Origin of the sequence: Paraburkholderia strydomiana, from assembly GCF_031456815.1 — a bacterium.
Classification (GTDB): Bacteria; Pseudomonadota; Gammaproteobacteria; order Burkholderiales; family Burkholderiaceae; genus Paraburkholderia; species Paraburkholderia caledonica.
Map to the genome: position 1 here is coordinate 324,431 of NZ_JAVDVL010000006.1, position 21,209 is coordinate 345,639.

The 21,209-nt window shown below is 62.0% G+C and carries 21 protein-coding genes; 13 read left to right on the forward strand and 8 right to left on the reverse strand.

What is annotated here, in order from left to right; all coding sequences use genetic code 11:
• Window position 1: 1 nt before the first annotated feature.
• The 3 genes from fliT to J2W46_RS18735 all read right to left on the reverse strand — a co-directional run bounded on the left by fliT (window position 2) and on the right by J2W46_RS18735 (window position 3,155).
• Window positions 2-301: a flagellar protein FliT gene (fliT, locus tag J2W46_RS18725; protein ID WP_020067466.1), complete on the reverse strand. Its 300-nt coding sequence runs from the start codon at window positions 299-301 to the stop codon at window positions 2-4.
• An 18-nt stretch (window positions 302-319) separates the two neighbouring features.
• Window positions 320-1,846, reverse strand: a complete 1,527-nt coding sequence (gene fliD, locus J2W46_RS18730) for a flagellar filament capping protein FliD (RefSeq protein ID WP_310355441.1) — start codon at window positions 1,844-1,846, stop codon at window positions 320-322.
• Between the two features lie 136 nt (window positions 1,847-1,982).
• Window positions 1,983-3,155 (reverse strand): flagellin, encoded by a 1,173-nt coding sequence (locus J2W46_RS18735; RefSeq protein WP_204522559.1) that lies wholly within the window; start codon window positions 3,153-3,155, stop codon window positions 1,983-1,985.
• Between the two features lie 267 nt (window positions 3,156-3,422).
• Between J2W46_RS18735 and J2W46_RS18740 the strand changes: the two genes are divergently transcribed.
• Both J2W46_RS18740 and rpsU read left to right on the forward strand, forming a co-directional pair.
• Window positions 3,423-4,364 carry an aldo/keto reductase gene (locus tag J2W46_RS18740; RefSeq protein ID WP_310355442.1) on the forward strand — a complete coding sequence of 314 codons (942 nt, stop codon included), beginning with the start codon at window positions 3,423-3,425 and terminating at the stop codon, window positions 4,362-4,364.
• Window positions 4,365-4,722: 358 nt separating this feature from the next.
• Window positions 4,723-4,935: a 30S ribosomal protein S21 gene (rpsU, locus tag J2W46_RS18745; RefSeq protein WP_006050883.1), complete on the forward strand. Its 213-nt coding sequence runs from the start codon at window positions 4,723-4,725 to the stop codon at window positions 4,933-4,935.
• A gap of 155 nt (window positions 4,936-5,090) precedes the next feature.
• On the opposite strand, the gene J2W46_RS18750 is transcribed toward rpsU, so the two are convergent.
• Both J2W46_RS18750 and J2W46_RS18755 read right to left on the reverse strand, forming a co-directional pair.
• Window positions 5,091-5,516 carry a hypothetical protein gene (locus J2W46_RS18750; protein WP_310066030.1) on the reverse strand — a complete coding sequence of 142 codons (426 nt, stop codon included), beginning with the start codon at window positions 5,514-5,516 and terminating at the stop codon, window positions 5,091-5,093.
• A gap of 374 nt (window positions 5,517-5,890) precedes the next feature.
• On the reverse strand, window positions 5,891-6,487 hold the full coding sequence (locus J2W46_RS18755; protein WP_088176170.1) for a DNA-3-methyladenine glycosylase I: 597 nt from the start codon (window positions 6,485-6,487) through the stop codon (window positions 5,891-5,893).
• A gap of 136 nt (window positions 6,488-6,623) precedes the next feature.
• Here J2W46_RS18755 and J2W46_RS18760 point away from each other — a divergent pair, with 136 nt between their 5' ends.
• Both J2W46_RS18760 and J2W46_RS18765 read left to right on the forward strand, forming a co-directional pair.
• Window positions 6,624-7,514 (forward strand): BadF/BadG/BcrA/BcrD ATPase family protein, encoded by an 891-nt coding sequence (locus tag J2W46_RS18760; protein WP_310355444.1) that lies wholly within the window; start codon window positions 6,624-6,626, stop codon window positions 7,512-7,514.
• Window positions 7,515-7,640: 126 nt separating this feature from the next.
• The gene (locus J2W46_RS18765; RefSeq protein ID WP_310355445.1) at window positions 7,641-8,462 is read left to right on the forward strand and encodes a Cof-type HAD-IIB family hydrolase; all 822 of its coding nucleotides are present in this window, start codon (window positions 7,641-7,643) and stop codon (window positions 8,460-8,462) included.
• 129 nt (window positions 8,463-8,591) lie between these two features.
• On the opposite strand, the gene J2W46_RS18770 is transcribed toward J2W46_RS18765, so the two are convergent.
• Window positions 8,592-8,903: a PXPV repeat protein gene (locus J2W46_RS18770; protein ID WP_020070718.1), complete on the reverse strand. Its 312-nt coding sequence runs from the start codon at window positions 8,901-8,903 to the stop codon at window positions 8,592-8,594.
• 465 nt (window positions 8,904-9,368) lie between these two features.
• Entirely contained in the window at window positions 9,369-10,109 is a 741-nt protein-coding gene (gene aqpZ, locus J2W46_RS18775) for an aquaporin Z (protein ID WP_310355446.1), read from the reverse strand.
• 294 nt (window positions 10,110-10,403) lie between these two features.
• Here aqpZ and J2W46_RS18780 point away from each other — a divergent pair, with 294 nt between their 5' ends.
• A complete protein-coding gene (locus J2W46_RS18780) occupies window positions 10,404-10,706 on the forward strand; it encodes an H-NS histone family protein (protein ID WP_310355447.1) in 303 nt (100 codons plus the stop codon).
• A 313-nt stretch (window positions 10,707-11,019) separates the two neighbouring features.
• On the opposite strand, the gene J2W46_RS18785 is transcribed toward J2W46_RS18780, so the two are convergent.
• On the reverse strand, window positions 11,020-12,084 hold the full coding sequence (locus J2W46_RS18785; RefSeq protein ID WP_310355448.1) for a glycosyltransferase family 4 protein: 1,065 nt from the start codon (window positions 12,082-12,084) through the stop codon (window positions 11,020-11,022).
• Window positions 12,085-12,785: 701 nt separating this feature from the next.
• On the opposite strand from J2W46_RS18785, the gene flhD reads away from it, so the two are divergent.
• The 8 genes from flhD (at window position 12,786) to J2W46_RS18825 (ending at window position 21,144) form a co-directional block, all read left to right on the forward strand.
• The gene (gene flhD, locus J2W46_RS18790) at window positions 12,786-13,106 is read left to right on the forward strand and encodes a flagellar transcriptional regulator FlhD (RefSeq protein ID WP_006050893.1); all 321 of its coding nucleotides are present in this window, start codon (window positions 12,786-12,788) and stop codon (window positions 13,104-13,106) included.
• Window positions 13,107-13,151: 45 nt separating this feature from the next.
• A complete protein-coding gene (gene flhC, locus J2W46_RS18795) occupies window positions 13,152-13,712 on the forward strand; it encodes a flagellar transcriptional regulator FlhC (protein ID WP_020070723.1) in 561 nt (186 codons plus the stop codon).
• 225 nt (window positions 13,713-13,937) lie between these two features.
• Complete coding sequence (gene motA / locus J2W46_RS18800; RefSeq protein ID WP_006050895.1) at window positions 13,938-14,798, forward strand: flagellar motor stator protein MotA; 861 nt, start codon at window positions 13,938-13,940, stop codon at window positions 14,796-14,798.
• 19 nt (window positions 14,799-14,817) lie between these two features.
• On the forward strand, window positions 14,818-15,825 hold the full coding sequence (gene motB, locus J2W46_RS18805; protein ID WP_020070724.1) for a flagellar motor protein MotB: 1,008 nt from the start codon (window positions 14,818-14,820) through the stop codon (window positions 15,823-15,825).
• An 84-nt stretch (window positions 15,826-15,909) separates the two neighbouring features.
• The gene (locus J2W46_RS18810; RefSeq protein ID WP_020070725.1) at window positions 15,910-16,287 is read left to right on the forward strand and encodes a response regulator; all 378 of its coding nucleotides are present in this window, start codon (window positions 15,910-15,912) and stop codon (window positions 16,285-16,287) included.
• Window positions 16,288-16,374: 87 nt separating this feature from the next.
• Complete coding sequence (cheA, locus tag J2W46_RS18815; protein ID WP_310355450.1) at window positions 16,375-18,654, forward strand: chemotaxis protein CheA; 2,280 nt, start codon at window positions 16,375-16,377, stop codon at window positions 18,652-18,654.
• 63 nt (window positions 18,655-18,717) lie between these two features.
• On the forward strand, window positions 18,718-19,248 hold the full coding sequence (locus J2W46_RS18820) for a chemotaxis protein CheW (RefSeq protein ID WP_020070727.1): 531 nt from the start codon (window positions 18,718-18,720) through the stop codon (window positions 19,246-19,248).
• A gap of 42 nt (window positions 19,249-19,290) precedes the next feature.
• On the forward strand, window positions 19,291-21,144 hold the full coding sequence (locus J2W46_RS18825; RefSeq protein ID WP_131321581.1) for a methyl-accepting chemotaxis protein: 1,854 nt from the start codon (window positions 19,291-19,293) through the stop codon (window positions 21,142-21,144).
• The last annotated feature ends 65 nt before the right edge of the window (window positions 21,145-21,209 follow it).

The following is a 21,209-nucleotide window of genomic DNA, read 5'->3' on the forward strand; positions in this document are numbered from 1 at the left end:
CTTAAAGCTGCGCCGCCTTCTGATACTGATTCGCGGCGCTCACGCGGCGCATGGCAGCCGTGTATTCCGCCTGCAATTCGACCTGCGTGGTTTGTGCGTCGGCGACGATCGCGTCGTTGCGCGCGACGATCGAGCGGATCACATCGAGCGAGCCCTGAACCTGCTGGGCGTCGAGCGACATGATGAGCGGCGAGCGCAGTTCGGCAAGTCGCGCGGCTTCGGGCCAGTCGGCCAGCGCGGCCGCATGCTCGATTTCGCCGGTCAGTGCCAGCACTTTCTCGATCAGGGCAGATTGCTCCATTTGCGGTTCTCCGTGCTGTTACTTGTTGGTCGCGAGCGCGCCGGCGCTGTTCGTGCCGCCGAAGAGCTGCGTCAGGTACGCCGAGTTGTTGCTCGTCGTGGCCATCAGCGTGTTGAGCGCGGTGAACTGCGCCGAATACTGGCTCGTCAGTTGCGCGATGTAATCGTTCAGGCTCGTCTGCTGCGTCGTGAGACTTTTCAGGTCGGAGTTCAGCGCGCTGGTTCGCGCGTCGATCATGCCGCCCGTCTGAGTGAAGTTCGTGATGCTGGTGCTGAGCTTCGCGCCGATACCGTTGGTCGAGTTGAATATCGACGCTACGGTTGTCGAATTGTTCGTCAACGCGTTGTTGAGCGCCGTGCTGTCGACCTGCAGCGTGCCGTCGGCCTGCAGCGAGATGCCGATCGAACCGAGGCTGTTGGTCGTGCTGCCGTCTTTCACACCGCCTGCAATGATCGAAGCCAGCGTGTTCTTGATGGTGTTGAGCGTGGAGTCGCCGAGCAACGGGCCTTGCGTGGTCGCGCCAGACGTGTACTGCGCGAGGGTGCCCATCGTCGTGACAACGGTGTTGTAGAGCGACACGAAGTTGTTGATCGTGCTGGCCTGCGTCGCGGTGTCGGTTGCCACGGTCAGCGTCTGCGTGGTCGCCGGACTCGTAACCGCTGCGGAAGTCAGGTTCAGTGTCACACCTGCGATCGCGCTGGTCACTGCATTCGTCGAACTGGATGCCGCGACGTTGTTGATGGTGAATTCGGCGTCCTGCGCGGCAGAGCTTTGCGTCCACGCGTTCGAGCTGTTCGCCGACACAAAAGTCGACTGGCCGCCCGTCGTGCTGGCAGTGGACGTCACGCCGAGGCTCGACAGGCCGTTATCGCCGGTCACATTATTGACTGCGACGCTGATCGTATTCGCCGCACCGGTCCCGGAAGAGGCGAGCACGAGGTGGGCGCCGTCGGTGCCGTTGACGACCGTCGCGGTAACGCCAGGATTGCCGGTCGCGCTATTGATCGCTGCGGCGATGCCGGCCACGGTGTTATTGCTGCTGTCGATCGATACATTGAACGACTTGCTGCCCAGCGAAACGGCGAGCGTTCCGGAGCCAAGTGTCTGGTTCGCGGTGAATTTGGAAGACGTCAGCGCCTGCGCCGTTGCGATTTGCGAGACGGCGACGCTATAGCTGCCCGCCACCGCGCCCGTTTTGGCCGTCGCGGTGATGCCGGTGCCGCCCGTCATGGTGGCGGTGAAAGTGGATGCAAGCCCGCCGTTGGACAGCGAGCTGAGGCCGCTCTCCAACGCGCCGAGCGCGGCCGAGAGCGTGCCGAATGCGGAAATCTGGGTGTTGTCGCTGCTTTGCTTGGCTGCCATTGCTGCAACCTGGCCAGCAGTTTTGGAATTCACGAGCGCCGTGACGAGCGAGTTGACATCCAGCGAGGTGTTGCCGGTCGCGCCGCTGATGACCGATTGCATGGCCTGCTGCAGGGCTGCGTTGTCGGCTGCGACTGTCGCCGAGGCTGCGCTTGCCGCCGATGAACTCGTAATCGTTGACATGGAAATGCTCCGTGCGTCCGTTTTGATGCGTGATTGACGTGACAGAAATGCAGGATGGAAGGCGAACCTTCCATCGAATAGCTAAAAACCGGACAACGCGCTTTACGCGCGAAGCCCGGTCAAACTTCAGAAGCTATTACTGGAGCAGCTTCAGAACTTGCTGCGGCTGCGAGTTGGCTTGCGCCAGAACCGAGATACCAGCTTGTTGCAGCACTTGAGCCTTCGAGAGGTTAGCAGTTTCCTGCGCGAAGTTCGCGTCGGTGATCTGCGATTGTGCCGACGACAGGTCGGTTGCTTCTGCTTGCTGCGACGTTGCAATCGCGCTGAAGCGGTTCTGTGCTGCACCGAGACTTGCTTGCAGGTTGCTGACTGCGGTCAGTGCGTTGTCGATTGCGACCATCGCCACGTTCGCGCCGCTGACCGTGCTGATGTCGAGGCTCGAAACGGTGGTGTTGGATGCGTTGACCGCACCGATCTGCGCCGTCGCGTTGGTGATCGACGTGCCCAGTGCTGCGTTGGTCGTGTCGTATGCACCCGTCGACATCGTCAGCGTGGTGATCGGCGAAGTCGTCGTCGCGCCCGTCGAAGTACCGGTCGAGAAGATCGAGCCAGCAACCGTTGCGCCGATCGAGCCACCATTCTGATCGGTGAACGTGAAGCCGCCGTGACCGTCGGACAGAACGTTGATCGAGGTGATCGCGCTGCCGGTGTAGCCAGCCGTTGCTGCTGCGCCGGTCGATGCGTCGATGTCCAGACCGCTGATCGTGCCAGCCAGTTGGCCGGTTGCCAGGGAACCGCTACCCAGGCTAGCTGCCGACATGCTCTTCGACAGGTCGAGGTTGATCGTCTGACCGACGTTCGCGCCAACCTGGAAGCCCACGATACCAGCCGAGCCGTCCAGAATGTTCGTGCCGTTGTACGTCGTTTGCGACGCGATACGGTTCACTTCCTGGATTTGCTGCGCAACTTCTTTCTGCAGAGCTGCCTGGTCCGACGAGGACATCGTGCCCGTCGAAGCTTGCACAGCCAGCGTACGGATACGCTGCAGGCTGGACGTCAGCGAGGACAGCGCGCTCGACGCCGTCTGGATCAGCGAAACGCCGTCGTTCGCGTTCGACACGCCTTGGCCCAGACCGTTGATCTGGGTTTGCATACGCGTCGAGATCGCCAGACCTGCTGCATCGTCAGCCGCGCTGTTGATGCGCTTGCCCGACGACAGGCGGGTGATAGCTTGCGACAGGGCGCTTTGCGAGCCGTTGAGGTTTTGCTGTGCAACCAGCGAGTTGATATTGCTATTGATTCCGAGCATGGAAAATCTCCTAAATAAGCCTGAGCCCAATACGCCACGTTGGCATCGGCGGAAGCACTCGTTCATTGCTGGCCGCCTCAGTGAAGGTTGACGGCCCCCCTAAAAAAAACTTGAGGGACTTTCTTTTATCGCGCTCCAATTGCTATCGCGGACGAGGCGTGCGCGCCCCGCCCGACAAGGGTTTGCGGTGCGATGCATGGGTGCGCTGCACGATTTGAAAAGGCGGCGTATTCTCTTTTTCTCTTGTGAATAAACGCGGAAGAAATCATGCAAAGACGCCGCATTGGACGCTCGGAATTGCAAGTCGCACCGCTTATGTTCGGTGGCAATGTATTCGGCTGGACCGCCGATGAAGCGACGTCGTTTTCGATTCTGGATGCCTTCGTCGACGCCGGACTGGACTTCATCGATACGGCCGACGTCTATTCCGCGTGGGCGCCCGGCAATCAGGGCGGCGAGTCCGAAACCGTCATCGGAAAGTGGTTCCGGCGGAGCGGCAAGCGCGACAAAATCGTGCTGGCGACGAAAGTGGCGAAGTATCCGCAGCGAAAGGGACTTTCGGCGGCGAACATTCAGGCGGCGGTGGAAGACTCGCTGCGCCGCTTGCAGACCGATTACATCGACGTGTACTTTTCCCACGAAGACGATACCGAAACGCCGCTTGCCGAGACACTCGGCGCGTACCAGCGGCTGATCGAAGCTGGCAAGGTGCGAGTGATTGGAGCGTCTAACTATAGCGGTGCGCGCGTCGAGGAGGCGCTTGCCGTGTCCCGCCAGCACGGGCTGCCCGAGTATCAGGTGTTGCAACCAGAATACAATCTGTACGACCGGGCCGAATATGAGACCGACATTGAGCCGGTTGCGGTTGCCCATCAGTTGGGTGTGGTCGTGTATTGGAGTCTTGCGAGCGGATTCCTCTCGGGAAAATACCGTTCGCAGGAGGATCTCGCCAATAAGGCGCGAGGTAGCCGCGTGGAAAAGTATCTGAACCCACGTGGTTTGCAGATTCTCACGGCGCTCGACCGCGTCGCAGCGCGGCATGGCAGCACGCCGGCCAGCGTCGCGCTGGCATGGCTGATTGCGCGCCCGAGCGTGACCGCGCCAATTGCGAGCGCGACGTCGCTGCAGCAGCTGGACAGCCTTGTCGCCGCGGTTCATCTGACGCTCACGAGTACCGACATCCGCGAACTGGACGATGCGAGCGCATGAATCGCCCGGATGGCCTGGCGTAATCCCTAAACCCCTGGTAGCATGGAGAGTTTCCTGATATCATCGGGAGTGAATTGAGATCTTTGCCTGTTTCGTCATCGGTTTTCCGTTGGTGAAAGGTTGGCGAAACGGCAGCAGACGCGGCTTTGCAGTACGTCTGTCCGCGTTCCGCGGTGAGCTCCGCACCTCTCTTTTCCGGCCTCCGTGGCCGCTTTGCCTCTCGTTTCATTCATGGTTTGGCCGGGTTCTTCCCGCGTTTGCCTGTTACTGGCCATGAATCGAAACGACCGGAGGGCCGGCGCGTGAGCGGTCTCCGCCACGCAATCAACCCATATCAAGTGATTGAGTTAGGAATTACATGACGACGATTCTTCTGAAGGAAAACGAGCCGTTCGAAGTGGCGATTCGCCGCTTTCGTCGCGCAATCGAAAAGAACGGCCTGATCGCAGAACTGCGTGAGCGCCAATCGTACGAAAAGCCGACTACGGCACGTAAGCGCAAGAAGGCTGCTGCTGTGAAGCGCCTGCACAAGCGCCTGCGCAGCCAGATGCTGCCGAAGAAGCTGCACTAAGCAAGCTTCTCAGCACGTCAGAACGGCGGTGTGAGCTTCGAAAGAAGCCACACCGCCGTTTTGCTTTGTGGTCGCAGTTGACGCGGCTTTACCGCGTTGGAGCAGGCCAGCGCCGCGCCGTGCTCAGGCGTCGCCAGACGACGCCTCGCGCGTGGTTACGCTGCGCTCTTCAACTTGTGCACGGAGAGCCCGAATTGACGCGCGATCGAGTTCAGGCGCTCGTCCCACTCCCACGTGCCGAACACGTCGTGCACGTTTTGCAGGCAGCTGAGCAGATCGACGGTGGCCTGATCGTACACATTGATGCGCGAACGCAGCAGCGCTTTCCTCAGCGCTGCTACGCCGACGTCCATATACGCGGGCGCCGGGACGGGCGTCTTGCCGATATAGCGCACGGGCACGCCTTCCATAGCCGTCATATAGTCGCGCAGCTTGATGAAGTTGCCGACAGGGCAGCCGCCACAATAGCCGCGATACGCGCCGCCTCCGCGTGGCAGCAGTGCTGCGCGCTTCTGGTCGAAGAGGTGGCTCACGGCCCGGTCGTAAATGTCCTGATGGGTGAGGAAGGTAACGGTTTTCATGGTTGGTCTCGCGATGCTGCGCGGTGGTTACTCGTTGATGAGCGTCTGATACCAGTATCCAGCCTGCGTGCGTTGGCCAAGCCCCGACTAGCATGGCGAAAAGCCTTCAATTCCGGCCTTTGCCCGTGGATTCGCCGCGTGACTCAGGCGGGCGCCCAAGCACAGCGCAAGCAGGCGCAAGCAGGCCCAGCAGGCTCCAATCGCCACTGGCTTCCGCAAACGAAGCGACGCTCATAACGGTATAACGACCGGCATCCGTGATAAGCGCAGCAGGGCTTTACCGGATAGCGGTTTCGACCGGTGCGCAAGGACCGTGTAGGCAGGCGAGCGCTGCCTCCCACGCGCCCGGCACCGTCACCGTGTAGTCCCCGCGGCTAACCGGCCTTGCGAGCCCGTCCCTTCTTGCCGAGGGCGGCGCAGCGCGCGCGGCACATGCAGGTCACCTCGTGATCGTTCACCATGCCGACCGCCTGCATGAACGCATAACAGATGGTCGATCCGACGAACTTGCAGCCGTAGCGCTTCAGCGCTTTGCTGAGTGCATCGGAAACTTCCGTCGATGCCGGCGCGTGCTTGTACGACGCCCACTCGTTCTGAATCGGCGTGTTGTCGACGAAAGACCAGACGAAGTCGGCGAGCGATCCGTGTTCCGCCCGGATCTGCTGCACGGCGCGCGCATTGGTAATGGCGGACTCGATCTTGCCGCGATGGCGCACGATGCCTTCGTCCGCCACGAGCGTGTCGACGTGCTGCGGCGTGAAGCGCGCGACCTTGTCGATATCGAAGTCGGCAAACGCGCGCCGGTAGCCCGCTCGCTTGTTGAGAATCGTCGACCACGATAGTCCGGCTTGCGCGCCTTCCAGCACGAGCATTTCGAAAAGATGCTGGTCCTCGCGCGACGGCACGCCCCATTCGGTGTCGTGATACTGTGCGAGCGCTTCGCTCGATACCCAATTGCATCGTTGTGTCATGTGGCGCTCCCGGTAGTCATGTCGCTCGCCAGCATAGCGGAACGCCTGGGCGTCGCAAGCTAGCCGTTCGGCCAATTGCCGGATCGAAACAGACCTGCCACGCTATGCACATTTCCCACGAAACGCACCTCTCTCAATGAACGAAGACCTATTTCTGATCGGCGTTGACGGCGGCGGCACCGGCACACGCATTGTGCTGGCCGACGCGCACGGGCGCGAGTTGGCGCAGGCGGCAAGTGGGCCGTCGGGTCTTGGCTTGGGCGTCGAGCGTGCGTGGCAAGCAATCGCGGCTGGCTGTGCCGATGCATTCGCGCGGGCGGGCGCCGCGCTCGACTGGTCACGCTGCGTATTGGGTTGCGGTCTCGCGGGCGTGAACAATCGCGACTGGCTGGCGGCATTTCTCGCGCAGGCGCCAGCTTTGGCCGGGCTCGCCGTGGAAAGTGACGCGTACACAACATTGCTTGGCGCGCATGGCAGCGCGTATGGCGTGATTGTCGCGCTCGGCACGGGCAGCGTTGCGGCGGCGGCCGACCGCGACGACGGCGAATTCCGGACGGTCAGCGGGTATGGTTTTCCGTCGGGTGACGAAGCGAGCGGCGCCTGGCTCGGAGTGCGAGCCATTGTTCACGCACAGCACGCGCTCGATGGACGGGGGCCGAACGACGATCTCGCGCAGGCGCTCCTGGCCCATGTCGGCGCACACGATCGCGACGAGCTCGTCGTGTGGCTTTGCGAAGCCAATCAGACCGCGTATGCGAGCCTCGCGCGGATCGTGATTGCGCACCGCGCGCATCCATTCGCCGCGCGGCTGCTCGGCGAAGCGGGTGTCCAGATCGGCAAAATGATTGCCGCGCTCGATCCATCTGGGGCGTTGCCCATAGCCTTGTGCGGCGGCCTCGGAGCGCCGTTGCGCGAGTATGTGCCGCAAATCTATCAGGCACGGCTGCGCGAACCGTCGTCCGACTCCGCGCATGGTGGTTTGCAGCTGGCGCAGCGTCAAGCCGCGCGGCTTGTGGGCGACGCGTGAGCCAGTGTCTGACCGGCGTCCGATATGGGCGCGGGCGCCGCGCGTTGAATGCCGACGGGAAGCGTTCGGGGCCCATCTCGTCATCGACGGTAAAATAGCGCCTTCCACGCTGCTCGCCTGCTCACTATGTATAAAGTCATCGCCACGGATCTCGACGGCACGCTGCTCAATGCCGACCATCAGGTCGACCCGTTCACGGTCGCCACCGTGCGCAGGCTGGAAAGCGACGGCGTGCAATTCGTGATCGCAACGGGCCGCCATTTCTGCGACGTCGCGGGTATTCGCGACATTCTCGGCATCAAGCCGTATCTGATTACGTCGAACGGCGCCCGTATCCATGCGCCCGACAATACTGTGATCCACGCCGACGACCTGCAGCCCGCCATCGTGCAACGTCTCGTGCAGCCCGGAATTGTCGGCGAGCACGGTCGCGTCATCGTCAACCTGTTCGCCGACCAGGCGTGGCTGATCGACCGCGACGCGCCGGAGCTGCTGAAGTTTCATCAGGATTCCGGCTTCACCTATGAAGTCGCCGAACTGCTCGCGCACGACGGCGTCGATATCGCCAAGGTTCTTTACATCGGCGATCCGGCGGATCTGGCCACGGTCGCGGACAATCTCGCACGCGAGTTCGGCGACGCGCTCTACGTGACATATTCGCTGCCGGACTGCCTGGAGGTAATGACGGCGAATGTCTCGAAGGGACGCGCGTTGCAAATCGTGCTCGAGCGCGTGGGCGTGGATGCTGCGCATTGCGTGGCTTTCGGCGACAACATGAACGATATCGACCTGCTCGAAACGGCCGGCCATCCGTTCATGATGAACAACGCGAATCCCGATCTGATCACACGGCTGCCGAACGTGCCGCGGATAGGCAACAATTTCGAAGCGGGCGTCGCGCATCACTTGCGCAAGCTGTTTTCACTCGACGACGAACTGACGGCCTGACGACCGGAGTCTTGAATGCGACCGGCCCGCATCGCACGATGGCAGATGCGGGCCGGTTGACTAGATGCCGGAGTCTCTCCGGCTCTCGTTGCCGACTTAACTACTAGTCCGAATCACTAGTCGTAACCATTAGTCACGCCATCCGCCACGGCGGTCGCCGTGATCGCGCCGGTCGTCGTGGCCCCAACGGCGGTCGTCCCGATTCCAGCCGTGCTCGTAACGGCGGTCGCCGCGATAATAGTCGCCCCGATCGTAGCGATGGCCCCAGCCGCTATTGCCGTAGTACACGGGCTGCGGTGCTGCGTAGACCGGCGCTGGGCGGGTGTAGACCGGCGCGCCGAGCGACAGCCCGATGTTCAGATCCGTGTGTGCTTGCGCTACACCGCATGCGCCTGCTGCGAGACCTGCGGCAACCAGCAATTGAGTGACGATGCGTTTCATGTTGTTCTCCATCCAAGAGCCTGCTGTGAAGCGACGAGTGTTTGTCGCACAGATTCAATCTACGCATTGCGCCTCACGAGTACTGCGACCAGATGTTACGGACTGCAAGCATCGTCGCAGTGCTTGAAAGCATCCATTTGGGCCTGCTCCGCGTCGGATCGGCGCCACTTATTGATTGGAAAGCCTGTCGCAGCGGGGCGTTGGGGCAGGCAAGCGACGCGCGCATCGAATTGATGGCAACTAACGCAGGCGTTTGCCGGCATGGCGCGTAATCCCGGCTTACATCTGTATAACGGATTAATCTGGTCCTTTCGACGAATTCGCTGAGATGGCCGGACGTGAAACGCCGCGAAGACCCAGACTATAAATAGTACTGAAGCGGCTGCTAGACCTCTCCGGCACGCGGCCTTCATAAAAAAACGGGCGCCGTAGCGCCCGTTCGAACCCGCAGCCAACCGGTTCCGGTTAGTCCAGTGCCAGCTTCCGCGCGTTAGCGTCGCGGCTTTCCGCGACCAGCGGATACAGCACGCCGGCAATAACGGCGCCGATGATCGGCGCGATCCAGAAGAGCCACAACTGATCCACCGCAGCCCCGCCGACGAAAAGCGCCGGGCCGGTCGAGCGTGCCGGGTTGACCGAGGTGTTCGTCACCGGAATCGAGACAAGGTGAATCAGCGTCAGACACAAGCCGATGGCAATAGGCGCAAAACCGGCCGGCGCGCGTTTGTCAGTCGCTCCGAGGATGACGAAGAGGAAGAAGCCCGTCATTACCGCCTCGCAGACGAATGCCGCGGCGAGCGAGTAGTGGCCCGGCGAGCGCTCGCCATAACCGTTGCTCGCGAAACCGCTCGCGACGAGTTCGAAGCCGGGCTTGCCCGAGGCGATCAATGCCAGCACCGCCGCGCCCAGCACGGCGCCGACCACCTGGGCGACGATGTACGGAACCAGGTCGCGAGCCGGGAAGCGGCCGGCCACTGTCAGGCCGACGCTGACTGCCGGGTTCAGATGGCAGCCGGAAATGTGGCCGATTGCATACGCCATGGTCAGCACCGTCAGCCCGAAAGCGAGCGATACGCCGACGAAGCCGATGCCGAGGCCATGCACCGGACCGGCGAAGTTGGCGGCGAGAACAGCGCTGCCGCAGCCTCCCAGCACGAGCAAGAAGGTGCCGAACAACTCGGCAGCAAGGCGCTTTGACAACTGCATGATTGGTAATCCTAAAATAGTTGATGCTCTGAAAGCACGGAGTCTGGGCGCACGCTCCGGGCGGGCGCGTGCCTTTGAGCGCCCAATTCTAGGGAAAGACTCGCCAATCGGGTGTCAAGAATTGTCAATGCCGGGCGGCATTACCGATTATTCCGGGATAAAGCCGTTTTGCAATTCATCAACCTTAATAATTATCAGAAGATACCGTCCTAAATCAGTAATGTTATCCATTGCGAATTTTTATAATTACAGTTAGTCTGCGAAGCGAATGAGATCTAAAAGGGGAGAACCGGAATGTCTCAATATGCAGACCTCAAGGCGCAGATCGCCAAATTGCAGGCACAAGCAGAAGAAGCCCGCCGTACGGAAATCGACAATGTGATAGCCGACATCCGCCAAAAAATCGCCGAATACGGCCTGACTGCACAGGACCTCGGCTTTGCAGTAGCCGCCAAGCGCGGACGCCCGCCCAAGAGGGCGCCGCTGCCGGCTAAATATCAAGACCCGAAAACAGGTAATACCTGGAGCGGCCGGGGAAAACCGCCCAAGTGGATCGTCGGCAAGAACCGTGAACGCTTTTTGATTGGTGCAAGCTGAGTCGTTCGCGAGTGAGCGAAAGCGAATTGAAGGATCGGCGCGAGTCCGGGTTTAGTGGACTGTTCTAATCGGACATGGAAGCGCATCCAGTTCGCCATTAAAAAAGCCGCCTTTGAGAGGCGGCTTTTCTGTAAATGAAGCGGGATAAGTCCGAGTTACCGTTTGCGCAAACGATTCACGTGGAAAAAATACCTGCATTCCGTGCGTCAATCGAAAAGCGCTTCAGGCATGTGAGGCTGGATGGCGACAGAGTACTGGCCCGTTTAAAACACCAGTATCCTGGTTGCGCCGCCATCTTCAGGCTCACCACGCTTTAGCCCACCGCAACCTGGCGCAGCATCGGCCGACGCGAGGCCTCGATCAGCGCCGAGTACGCGTCGACGTAGTTGCGTGCCATCGTCTTCGAACTGAAACGGCGTTCGAACTGCGCGCGGATCTCGCTGCGCGACAACTCGTCGAGACGTTGAAGCGCTGCCACCGCGCCCTGCACGTCTTCTACGATATAGCCGGTCACGCCATGGTCAATCACTTCCGGCACCGAACCGCGGTTAAACGCGATCACCGGCGTGCCGCATGCCATCGACTCGATCATGACGAGCCCGAACGGCTCGGACCAGTCGATCGGGAACAGCAGCGCCTTGGCACCCGACAGGAACTCGGGCTTTTGCGCCTCGTTGATCTCGCCGACGAACTCCACATGCGCCTGCGACAACAGCGGCTCGATCTCGCGCTTGAAGTAATCCTGGTCGGCCTTGTCGACCTTGGCCGCGATCTTCAGCGGCAAACCGCTTTGCGCCGCGATCTTGATGGCGGTGTCGACACGCTTTTCCGGACAAATCCGGCCCAGGAACGCGAGATATTCCGGCTTCTTCTGCGCCTGCGGCGTGAGCAGCTGCTCGGGCAGGCCGTGGTAGATCGTGCTCAGCCAGTTTGCTTGCGGCAACGGCAGGCGCTGCGAATCGGAAATCGAAACGACCGGCGCGCCCGAGAACGCATCGAACACCGGCTGCAATTCAGGTAGATCGAGGCGGCCGTGCAGCGTGGTCACGAACGGCGTGTCCATCGTCGAAAACAGCGGGAACGGCATGTAGTCGAGGTGGAAATGCAGCACGTCGAACTCGTGTGCGACCCGGCGCACCTTTTCCATCATCAGGATATGGGGGGCCAGCGCGTCGCGAATCGTCGGATCGAGGCGCAGCGCACGAGGCCAGCACGCGTCGAGCTTCGCGGAAGTCGCCGAGTCGCCGCTCGCAAACAGCGTGACGTCGTGACCGTCGCCCACCAGTGCCTCGGTGAGGTAGGACACGACACGTTCGGTGCCACCGTACAATTTCGGCGGGACTGCTTCATACAGCGGCGCAATTTGTGCGATTCGCATGCGTTTCTCCTGTTGAGTACGGCTTCGCACAGCGGCGCTCGGGTAGAGCGAAGAGCGAATGCCTGACGGACGGTTGGGCGCGGTAGCCGCCGCCCGGGGGTGCTCCGAAACTGCATCGGGTTATCCCTTAGGGTCATTATCGGGATCGGCCGCGCCAATTCGAGTTATTTTTCAAACGCTTAACCTTGTTACAGCGCGAAACACGAGACGTTACACACGCTCAGGCACGCTTTCGGCGCTTTTAAACTGGTTCTGGCGGGGAATGACGAACGTTCTTCTAACCGCCGCGCTCCCTTACAGCAAGCGCCGAGCCCGCGATCGCAAAGTCGGAAATATTACGGGGCGGTGAAAACGTTTTATAATCCGGCTCACCGTTGAACGGTGCGGCCCGACTGCCTAACCTGCTCACCGCTTGGCACATCGCCGGGAAGTTAAGATTCACCGCGCATAACGGCCCTGATCTCCGCGCCCGTTAATCTGCTTAACCCAACCCAAAAATACAGCGTTGTAGGAAAAACTCCTACATGAATGACGGATTAATCCGTCAAACAAGCTGGGTGTCTGTCCGATTTCGTTTCGCCCCCCCTTTCGAGACAATGCTCGCAAGACTACAAACGAGCCGACCGGCGCGGTTTGACTGCGCGCGTTCGAGCAAACGTTTCCGTAACGGCCTGACCAGCCAGATACACCCCGGGGGAATCATGAGCGCGACAAGCGAAATGCTCAATGAGATCAGAGAAGTCAACCTGTCTTATCTCCTGCTCGCGCAGCGCCTGCTCCGCGAAGACAAGCCGATGGGCATGTTCCGCATGGGGATTTCGGACCAGTTGGCCGACGTGCTCGCCAACCTTTCGTTGGCGCAGACCGTGAAGCTGGCGGCGTCCAATCAGGTGCTGTGCCGCTTCCGTTTCGACGACCACGCCGTGCTGTCCGCGCTCGCGGACAAGGGCAAATCCAGCGCCGTTGCGCAGGCGCACTCCGCGATCCTGATGGCAAGCCAGCCTGTCGAGCAACTCGGCTGATGGCGGTCCGCACAAGGCAAGCAATCGGGACGGGAACGTAAGCGGATGGCCTATAAAAGCGTGGTGCTCGAAGTCAGGGAAATCACCCTGGCCATCGAACTGATCGAACTCGGCGCGCGTCTGCAACTGCTCGAGGCGGAAACCAGCCTGTCGCGCGACCGGCTCATCAAGCTGTACAAGGAACTGAAAGGGGTCTCGCCGCCCAAGGGCATGCTGCCGTTCTCGACCGACTGGTTCATGACGTGGCAGCCGAACTTTCACTCCTCGCTGTTCTACAACATCTACCGCTTCATGGCCGACCATGGCGGCTGCGCGACGATCCAGTCGATCGTGAAGAGTTACCGGCTTTATCTCGAGCACGTGCAGTTGCACGAAGACGAACCCGTGCTCAGCCTCACGCGCGCATGGACGCTCGTGCGTTTCTTCGATTCGGGGATGCTGCAGATCACGCCCTGCTGCCGCTGCGGCGGGCATTTCGTCGCACACGCTCACGACCCGAAACACGGCTTTATCTGCGGGCTGTGCCAGCCGCCTTCGCGCGCCGGTAAGACAAAGAAAGTTGCCGACGCCCGCGCCCGCGAGAGCCTCGCTGCGCTCGCCGCCTGATCCTCAAGCGGGCCGCCGCCGTGCGGCCCACGTCCATCTCCCCGCCCACTGGGCGCTGCCGCCCGGCTGACTACCGCGCCGGGCCGCGCATCCACTCTCCGGCCAGCCGCGCCCGCCTCTGGTTTACACCGGCGCGGCTAGCCGCTTTTCCGTCAAAGTTTTCTGGTGCGTTGCCGTAAACCAGTTTAACGACGGTCACCGTCGCTTCTTTGTGAGGGCTCCGCAGTGCTGATTTTCGTGGGAACACTCGTGACGCTTTTGTCCGTCTTCGGCGGTTACGCGCTGGAAGGCGGCCATCTCGGCGCGCTGTTGCAGCCCGTTGAAGTGCTGATGATCGTCGGCGCCGGCGTAGGCGCGTTCATCCTCGGAAACGGGATGAAGACGATCAAGGCAACGCTGCGCGTCATTCCGACCCTGTTCAAGGGCGCGAAGTACAACAAGGACGTCTATATGGAGCTGATGGCGCTCCTTTACGTCCTGCTCGCCAAAGCGCGCAAGGAAGGCACGCTGACACTGGAAGCGGACATCGACGATCCGTCGAAGAGTCCGATCTTCACGCAGTACCCGAAGATTCTCGCTGACCATCACATCATCGAGTTTCTGACCGACTACCTGCGCCTGATGGTGGGCGGCAACATGAATGCGTTCGAAATCGAAAGCCTCATGGACGAGGAGATCGAGACGCATCACCAGGAAGGCGAAGCGCCCGCTCATGCGCTGAACAAGGTGGGCGACGCAATGCCGGCGTTCGGTATCGTGGCCGCGGTGATGGGCGTGGTGCACACCATGGCGTCCGCCGACAAACCGCCGGCAGTACTCGGCGAAATGATTGCGCAGGCGCTGGTTGGTACGTTCCTCGGCATTCTGCTTTCGTACGGGTTGATCGGGCCGCTTGCGAGCGTCGCCGAACAGCGCGTGACCGAGTCGACCAAGATGTTCCAGTGCATCAAGGTGACGATTCTCGCGAGCCTGAATGGCTACGCACCGGCGATCGCCGTCGAGTTCGGCCGCAAGGTGCTCTTCTCGACCGAGCGTCCGTCGTTCGCCGAGCTCGAAGAGCACGTGCGCCGCGTGAAGGCCAAGTAAGGGCGCCGGGAACGAACCGATGAGCAAGGACAAAGACCGCGCCATTGTCGTCAAGCGCGCTGCGCCGAAGAAGGCCGGCCACCATGGCGGCGCCTGGAAGCTCGCGTATGCGGACTTCATGACCGCGATGATGGCGTTCTTCCTGCTGATGTGGCTGCTGAGCTCGGCATCCACGGTGCAGTTGAAAGGCATCGCGGAATACTTCAACCAGCCGTTGAAGATCACGCTGTGGGGCGGCGACCGCAGCGCGGAAGACTCGAGCATTCTGAAGGGCGGCGGCCGCGATATCTCGACCGACGCGCAAGGCGTGACGCGCGCAACGGACGGTACGAACAATCGCGCCGAGCGCACGGTCTCGCACAGCAGCGAAGACTCGATGAAGCAGTTGCAAGGTGAACTGGAGCGACGCGAGCAGGTCCGGCTGCACGATCTGCAAGTGAAGCTGATGGCCGCGATCGAAGCGAATCCCGTGCTGCGCCAGTTCAAGCAGCAGATACGAATCGATTCGACGCTGACCGGCTTGCGCATCGAAATTGTCGACTCGCAGAAGCGGCCGATGTTCGCGACCGCGAGAGATCAGGTCGAGCCGTACATGCGCGACATTCTGCGCGAGATCGGCCACACGCTGAACGATGTGCCGAACCGCATCATCGTGCAAGGACACACCGACGCCGCGCAGTACGCGGGCGGCGAGAAGGGCTACAGCAACTGGGAATTGTCCGCGGACCGCGCGAATGCGTCGCGCCGCGAGCTGATCGCCGGGGGCATGGACGAAGCAAAGGTAATGCGTGTACTCGGCCTCGCGTCGACGCAGAACCTGAACAAGGCGGACGCGATGGATCCGGAAAACCGCCGCATCAGCATCATCGTTCTGAACAGGAAGTCAGAGGAGGCGCTCGACCACGACGACTCCACTACGACGACCTTGTCGGACGATGCAGCCGGCTCGAAGCCGCTGCTGCAAAAACTGGCGCAGCCGGCGACGGCCGCGCCCAAGGTACCGGCGGTAGCGCCGGCGGCTCAGTAACAGAAGGCGGTCGTCCCGCTGCTCCATGCGCCTCACTGGCGCGGACAGCGAGGCGACACATAGCGTAAGTGCAGCGAGGTTTTCATGATCAGGCATATCCTGGCAATCGACGATTCGGCATCGATGCGGCAGATTCTTTCCGCGACGCTGACGGCGGCCGGCTATGAGGTGACGCTCGCCGCGGACGGCGCGGAAGGGCTCGAAAACGCGCTCGCCGTGCGGTTCGACCTGGTGTTGACCGATCAGCACATGCCGGGCAAGACCGGCCTCGATCTGATCTCCGAACTGCGCGGCAATCCGGCTTACACGGCGACGCCCATCCTCGTCCTGACGACGGAATCGGGCGAGTCGTTCAAAGCCGCGGCGCGCGAAGCAGGTGCGACCGGCTGGATCGAAAAGCCGCTCGACCCGGACATGCTCACCGAACTGGTGGCGGCGCTGGCCGAGCCAGATCAGGCATAAGCATCAACCTTAGACAAGTTATAGAAGCTCTCGACGCTGCGGCACGGTAGCCCAAGCCTAGACAGGAACTCTCGCGGTGACCCAGGCATGACACTCGACATCACTCAGTTCTATCAGACGTTCTTCGACGAAGCGGACGAACTGCTCGCGCAGATGGAGCAGTTGCTGCTCAATCTGGACATCGCGCACCCAGACCCCGAAGACCTCGCGGCAATTTTCCGCGCGGCACATTCGATCAAGGGCGGCGCGGCGACGTTCGGCTTTACAGCCTTGACGGAGACGACCCACATCCTCGAATCGCTGCTCGACCGTGCGCGCAACAACGAACTCGTGCTGCGCAAGGACATGATCGACACGTTCCTCGAAACCAAGGACGTGTTGTCGGGCCAGCTCGCCGACTACCGCGCGAGCGCAGAGCCCGACGCGGCGGTTGCGAAGGCGATCTGCGCGAAGCTCGAACAGTTGCACGCGGAAAGCCGCGGCGTGGCTGCGCCGGCTGCTGCAGCGCCGGTCGAAGTCGCGGTGACCGCGCCGATCGAGGAGTTCGCAACAGTAGAAGAAGGCAGTCCGCCGGAACACGTCGTCGAACAGGCGGTGCAGGCGGCGGGCGAATGGAATGACGGCGAACCGGCACAGACCGGGCAAGCCGAAGGAACCGGCGACGCGGACGACGCCGCCGGTCCGCACCTGAAAATTACGCTACGGGGCGTTGATGAGAAGGACCAGGAACTCCTTGCCGAAGAGCTCGGTAACCTGGGCAATATCGTCGGGCAGGTCAAGAGCGGCGGCGATCTGACGCTGTGGCTTCAGACCGATGTTACGTCCGACGACATCATCGCCGTGTGCTGTTTCGTGATCGACGAAAGTCAGATCTCGATCGGCCGCGGAACCGCACCGGCGGACGGTGCTCAGCAAGGCGAACCTGGAACGCCCGACGCTGAGCCTTCGTCTCCGGTGCAAGCAGCACCGGCGGCTTCGGCCGCCACTAATACCGCAGCACCCGTGGCGCCCGCCGCGACGGCCGCGCAGTCGGCTCCGGCGCTCGCCGCCGAGCCCGCCAAGGCAGCTCCGGCAGCGGCTCAAGCGCCTGCGGCCAGCGCACCGGCAGCAGCTCCGGCCGCGGCAGCCGGCGAGCAGGACCGCAAGGCCGCACGTCCGGCAGCGGCGGCAGGCGGCGCGGAAGGCAGCTCGATTCGCGTGGGCGTCGAAAAGGTCGATCAGCTGATCAACCTGGTCGGCGAACTGGTGATCACGCAGGCGATGCTTGCGGAAACCACCAGCACGTTCGATCCGGCGCTGCACGATCGCCTGTTCAACGGCATGGCGCAGCTCGAGCGCAACGCGCGCGATCTGCAGGAAGCCGTCATGTCGATCCGCATGATGCCGATGGACTACGTGTTCAGCCGCTTCCCGCGTCTCGTGCGCGATCTCGCGGCCAAACTCGGTAAGGAAGTGGAACTCGTCACCTTCGGTCAAGCCACCGAACTCGACAAGAGCCTGATCGAGCGGATCATCGACCCGTTGACCCACCTCGTGCGCAACAGTCTCGACCACGGCATCGAAACCGTGGAAGCGCGGCGCGCGGCGGGCAAGGCCTCGACCGGTCAGCTCGTGCTGTCGGCGGCGCATCACGGCGGCAACATCGTGATCGAAGTCAGCGACGACGGCGCCGGTCTGCGCCGCGACAAGATTCTCGCGAAGGCTGCGAAGCAGGGCATGCAGGTCAGCGAAACGATGACCGACGAGGAAGTCTGGAACCTGATCTTCCTGCCGGGCTTTTCGACGGCGGAGCAGGTCACGGACGTGTCGGGTCGCGGCGTCGGTATGGACGTGGTGAAGCGAAACATCCAGTCGATGGGCGGTCACGTGGAAATCACGTCGCACGCCGGCAAGGGCAGCACCACCCGCATTGTTCTGCCGCTCACGCTGGCGATTCTCGACGGCATGTCCGTCAAGGTCGGCAACGAGATCTTCATTCTGCCGCTGAACTTCGTGATGGAGTCGCTGCAGCCGCAAGCCGAGGACATTTACACGGTCGCCAACGGCGAGCGCGTGGTGCGCGTGCGCGGTGAATATCTGCCGCTCGTCGCGTTGCACGAAGTGTTCAACGTCGACGGCGCAAAGCAGGAGCCGACCCAAGGCATCGTCACCATCATGCAAACCGAAGGGCGTCGCTTTGCGATGCTGATCGACGAACTGGTGGGGCAGCAGCAAGTGGTCGTGAAGAACCTTGAAACGAACTACCGCAAGGTGCGCGGCATTTCCGCAGCGACCATTCTCGGCGACGGCCGCGTCGCGCTGATCGTGGACGTGGCGGCGCTGAACCGCGAGTCGCGCAACGCGCATGGCGCAATGAGTCTCGCATGATGTCCGTCAAATTTGTCGTAACACTCACTCAACTTAATTTATCCCAACCGTTTGGGGGCTAACGTGGCAGAAGTTCAATCCATCAATTCGAGCGTCGCGAACGCGACGAATGGTCGCCGCGATGCGCAGCAGGCCGACGCCGGCGGTCAGGAATTCCTCGTCTTTACGCTCGGCGCCGAAGAGTACGGCATCGACATTCTGAAGGTGCAGGAAATCCGCGGCTACGACAACGTGACGCGCATCGCGAATGCACCCGAGTTCATCAAGGGCGTCATCAATCTGCGCGGCATCATCGTGCCGATCGTCGACATGCGCATCAAGTTCCATCTGGGCCGCGTCGAGTACGACCACCAGACCGTCGTGATCATCCTGAACGTCGCGCATCGCGTGGTCGGCATGGTGGTGGACGGCGTGTCCGACGTGTTGACGCTTGCCATCGACCAGATCATGCCGGCGCCGGAATTCGGCGCGACGCTGACGACCGAGTACCTCACGGGTCTCGGCACCGTCGACGGCCGCATGCTGATCCTGATGGACATCGAGAAGCTGATGACGAGCCGCGAGATGGCGCTCATCGAAACGCTCGGCGTCTAACAGCCGCGGCGTTCAGAAAAGTTAGTGACAGGGAGCATTGAGATGCTAAGCAGGTGGTCGATTCGCACATCGCTCACGCTAGTGGGGATCATTCTCGTCGCGCTGACCATGGTGGTCGGCGTACTTGGGTTGACGGCGCTCGGCAGCGCGAGCAAGTCGCTCGACCGCATCGCGCGCGGCGATCTGGTGGCGATTCATGCGCTCGACGACGCTTCGGCATACCTGCTGCGCTCGCGTGTTTCGCTGGACCGCTTTACCGCGCTGACAGCCGCTGGCGACACTGAAACGGCCAAGAAGGTTCTGGACCGTGCAGTGGAGCTGTACGGCTTCAGCAACAAGAACTGGCAGACCTACGTCGACGCGCCGAAGACCGGCGTCGACCAGGCGCAGATGGACGAACTGCTCGCGCGCCGCACGGCGCTCGTGCGAGACGGCATGGAGCCGGAGTTCGCGGCGCTGCGGGCGAACGACATGGCCGCGTACCACGCGATCGCCGATACGAAGATCAGCCCGATGTTCGTCTCGTATGACAACGTGGCGTCGGTGGTGATCAAGAACCTGCAGCAACAGGCCGTGGACCAGCAGGCGGATGCGCAGTCGAACATCTCGCTGATGACGACGTTGATCATCGCGTTTGCCACACTCGCGCTGCTGCTCGTGATCGGTCTGCGTTTCGCGCTGCGTGGCCTCATCGTGCAGCCGCTTCAGGACGCAACCGAATGCTTCGAGCGGATCGCCGCGGGCGATCTGTCGGAAGCGATCGAGGTGAAAAGCCGTAACGAAATCGGCCGCCTCTTTGCCGGCATCAAACGGATGCAGGAAAGCATGGCGTCGATGGTCACCGCCGTTCGCAGCAGCACCGAGTCGATCGACACCGGCGCGCGCGAAATCGCGATGGGCAACACCGATCTGTCGCAGCGTACCGAACAGCAAGCCGCCTCATTGCAGGAAACCGCATCGAGCATGGAGCAACTCACGGGGACCGTGCGCCAGAACGCAGAGAACGCGCGCCAGGCAAGCCAGCTCGCTGTGAACGCGTCCGACATCGCGACGCGCGGCGGCGAGGTGGTAAGTCAGGTCGTCACGACGATGCAGGACATCGCGAGCAGTTCGAGCAAGGTTGTCGACATCATCGGCGTGATTGAAGGCATTGCATTCCAGACCAACATTCTGGCGCTGAACGCGGCGGTGGAAGCCGCGCGTGCCGGCGAACAGGGCCGCGGCTTTGCGGTCGTGGCCGGCGAAGTGCGCAGCCTTGCCCAACGCAGCGCGAGCGCCGCGAAGGAAATCAAGGAGCTGATCGGCGACTCGACCGACAAGGTGCAAAGCGGTTCGGCACTCGTCGGACGTGCCGGTACGACGATGGACGAGATCGTGCAGGCCGTGCGCCGCGTGACCGACATCATGGGCGAAATCAGCGCGGCGTCCGAGGAGCAATCGGGCGGCATCGAACAGGTGAACCGCGCAGTCGTGCAGATGGACGAGGTGACGCAGCAGAACGCCGCGCTCGTCGAAGAAGCGGCGGCAGCGGCAGGCTCGCTCGAAGATCAGACGCGTCAGTTGCAAGCGGTGTTGAGCGGCTGGAAAGTCGCCAGCAGCCCCGCTCGCAGTTTCGCCGCGCAGGCCGAGCCGCAGGTGAAGGCGCGGGCGGCGGTGAGCAAGAGCAAGACAGTGACGAAGAGCGCACCGCGACCGGCGCAGCCCGCAGCAGCAACGGCAAATGCCGTAACGGCAGGCGGCACCGCTTCCGCTTCGGGCAATCACGAAGCAGGCGCGGCGCGCGTCGAACCGGCGCTCAAGCCGAAGACGCCGCCCGCGGCATCCGCACCCGCACCACGGCCGGCTGCCGCCAGCGTAGCGTCGGCGGGCTCGGACGCGGACTGGGAAACGTTTTAAGAAATGATGAAGAAACATGCAGTCATTCGGTATCTCGCTCCATGTGGCGCGAATCATCGGAGCAC

Excerpts from the sequence above, each read along its gene's own strand:
- fliT (WP_020067466.1), bottom strand. The coding sequence starts at position 301 with ATGGAGCAATCTGCCCTGATCGAGAAAGTGCTGGCACTGACCGGCGAA.
- fliD (WP_310355441.1), bottom strand. The coding sequence starts at position 1,846 with ATGTCAACGATTACGAGTTCATCGGCGGCAAGCGCAGCCTCGGCGACA.
- J2W46_RS18735 (WP_204522559.1), bottom strand. The coding sequence starts at position 3,155 with ATGCTCGGAATCAATAGCAATATCAACTCGCTGGTTGCACAGCAAAAC.
- J2W46_RS18740 (WP_310355442.1), top strand. The coding sequence starts at position 3,423 with ATGCAAAGACGCCGCATTGGACGCTCGGAATTGCAAGTCGCACCGCTT.
- rpsU (WP_006050883.1), top strand. The coding sequence starts at position 4,723 with ATGACGACGATTCTTCTGAAGGAAAACGAGCCGTTCGAAGTGGCGATT.
- J2W46_RS18750 (WP_310066030.1), bottom strand. The coding sequence starts at position 5,516 with ATGAAAACCGTTACCTTCCTCACCCATCAGGACATTTACGACCGGGCC.
- J2W46_RS18755 (WP_088176170.1), bottom strand. The coding sequence starts at position 6,487 with ATGACACAACGATGCAATTGGGTATCGAGCGAAGCGCTCGCACAGTAT.
- J2W46_RS18760 (WP_310355444.1), top strand. The coding sequence starts at position 6,624 with ATGAACGAAGACCTATTTCTGATCGGCGTTGACGGCGGCGGCACCGGC.
- J2W46_RS18765 (WP_310355445.1), top strand. The coding sequence starts at position 7,641 with ATGTATAAAGTCATCGCCACGGATCTCGACGGCACGCTGCTCAATGCC.
- J2W46_RS18770 (WP_020070718.1), bottom strand. The coding sequence starts at position 8,903 with ATGAAACGCATCGTCACTCAATTGCTGGTTGCCGCAGGTCTCGCAGCA.
- aqpZ (WP_310355446.1), bottom strand. The coding sequence starts at position 10,109 with ATGCAGTTGTCAAAGCGCCTTGCTGCCGAGTTGTTCGGCACCTTCTTG.
- J2W46_RS18780 (WP_310355447.1), top strand. The coding sequence starts at position 10,404 with ATGTCTCAATATGCAGACCTCAAGGCGCAGATCGCCAAATTGCAGGCA.
- J2W46_RS18785 (WP_310355448.1), bottom strand. The coding sequence starts at position 12,084 with ATGCGAATCGCACAAATTGCGCCGCTGTATGAAGCAGTCCCGCCGAAA.
- flhD (WP_006050893.1), top strand. The coding sequence starts at position 12,786 with ATGAGCGCGACAAGCGAAATGCTCAATGAGATCAGAGAAGTCAACCTG.
- flhC (WP_020070723.1), top strand. The coding sequence starts at position 13,152 with ATGGCCTATAAAAGCGTGGTGCTCGAAGTCAGGGAAATCACCCTGGCC.
- motB (WP_020070724.1), top strand. The coding sequence starts at position 14,818 with ATGAGCAAGGACAAAGACCGCGCCATTGTCGTCAAGCGCGCTGCGCCG.
- J2W46_RS18810 (WP_020070725.1), top strand. The coding sequence starts at position 15,910 with ATGATCAGGCATATCCTGGCAATCGACGATTCGGCATCGATGCGGCAG.
- cheA (WP_310355450.1), top strand. The coding sequence starts at position 16,375 with ATGACACTCGACATCACTCAGTTCTATCAGACGTTCTTCGACGAAGCG.
- J2W46_RS18825 (WP_131321581.1), top strand. The coding sequence starts at position 19,291 with ATGCTAAGCAGGTGGTCGATTCGCACATCGCTCACGCTAGTGGGGATC.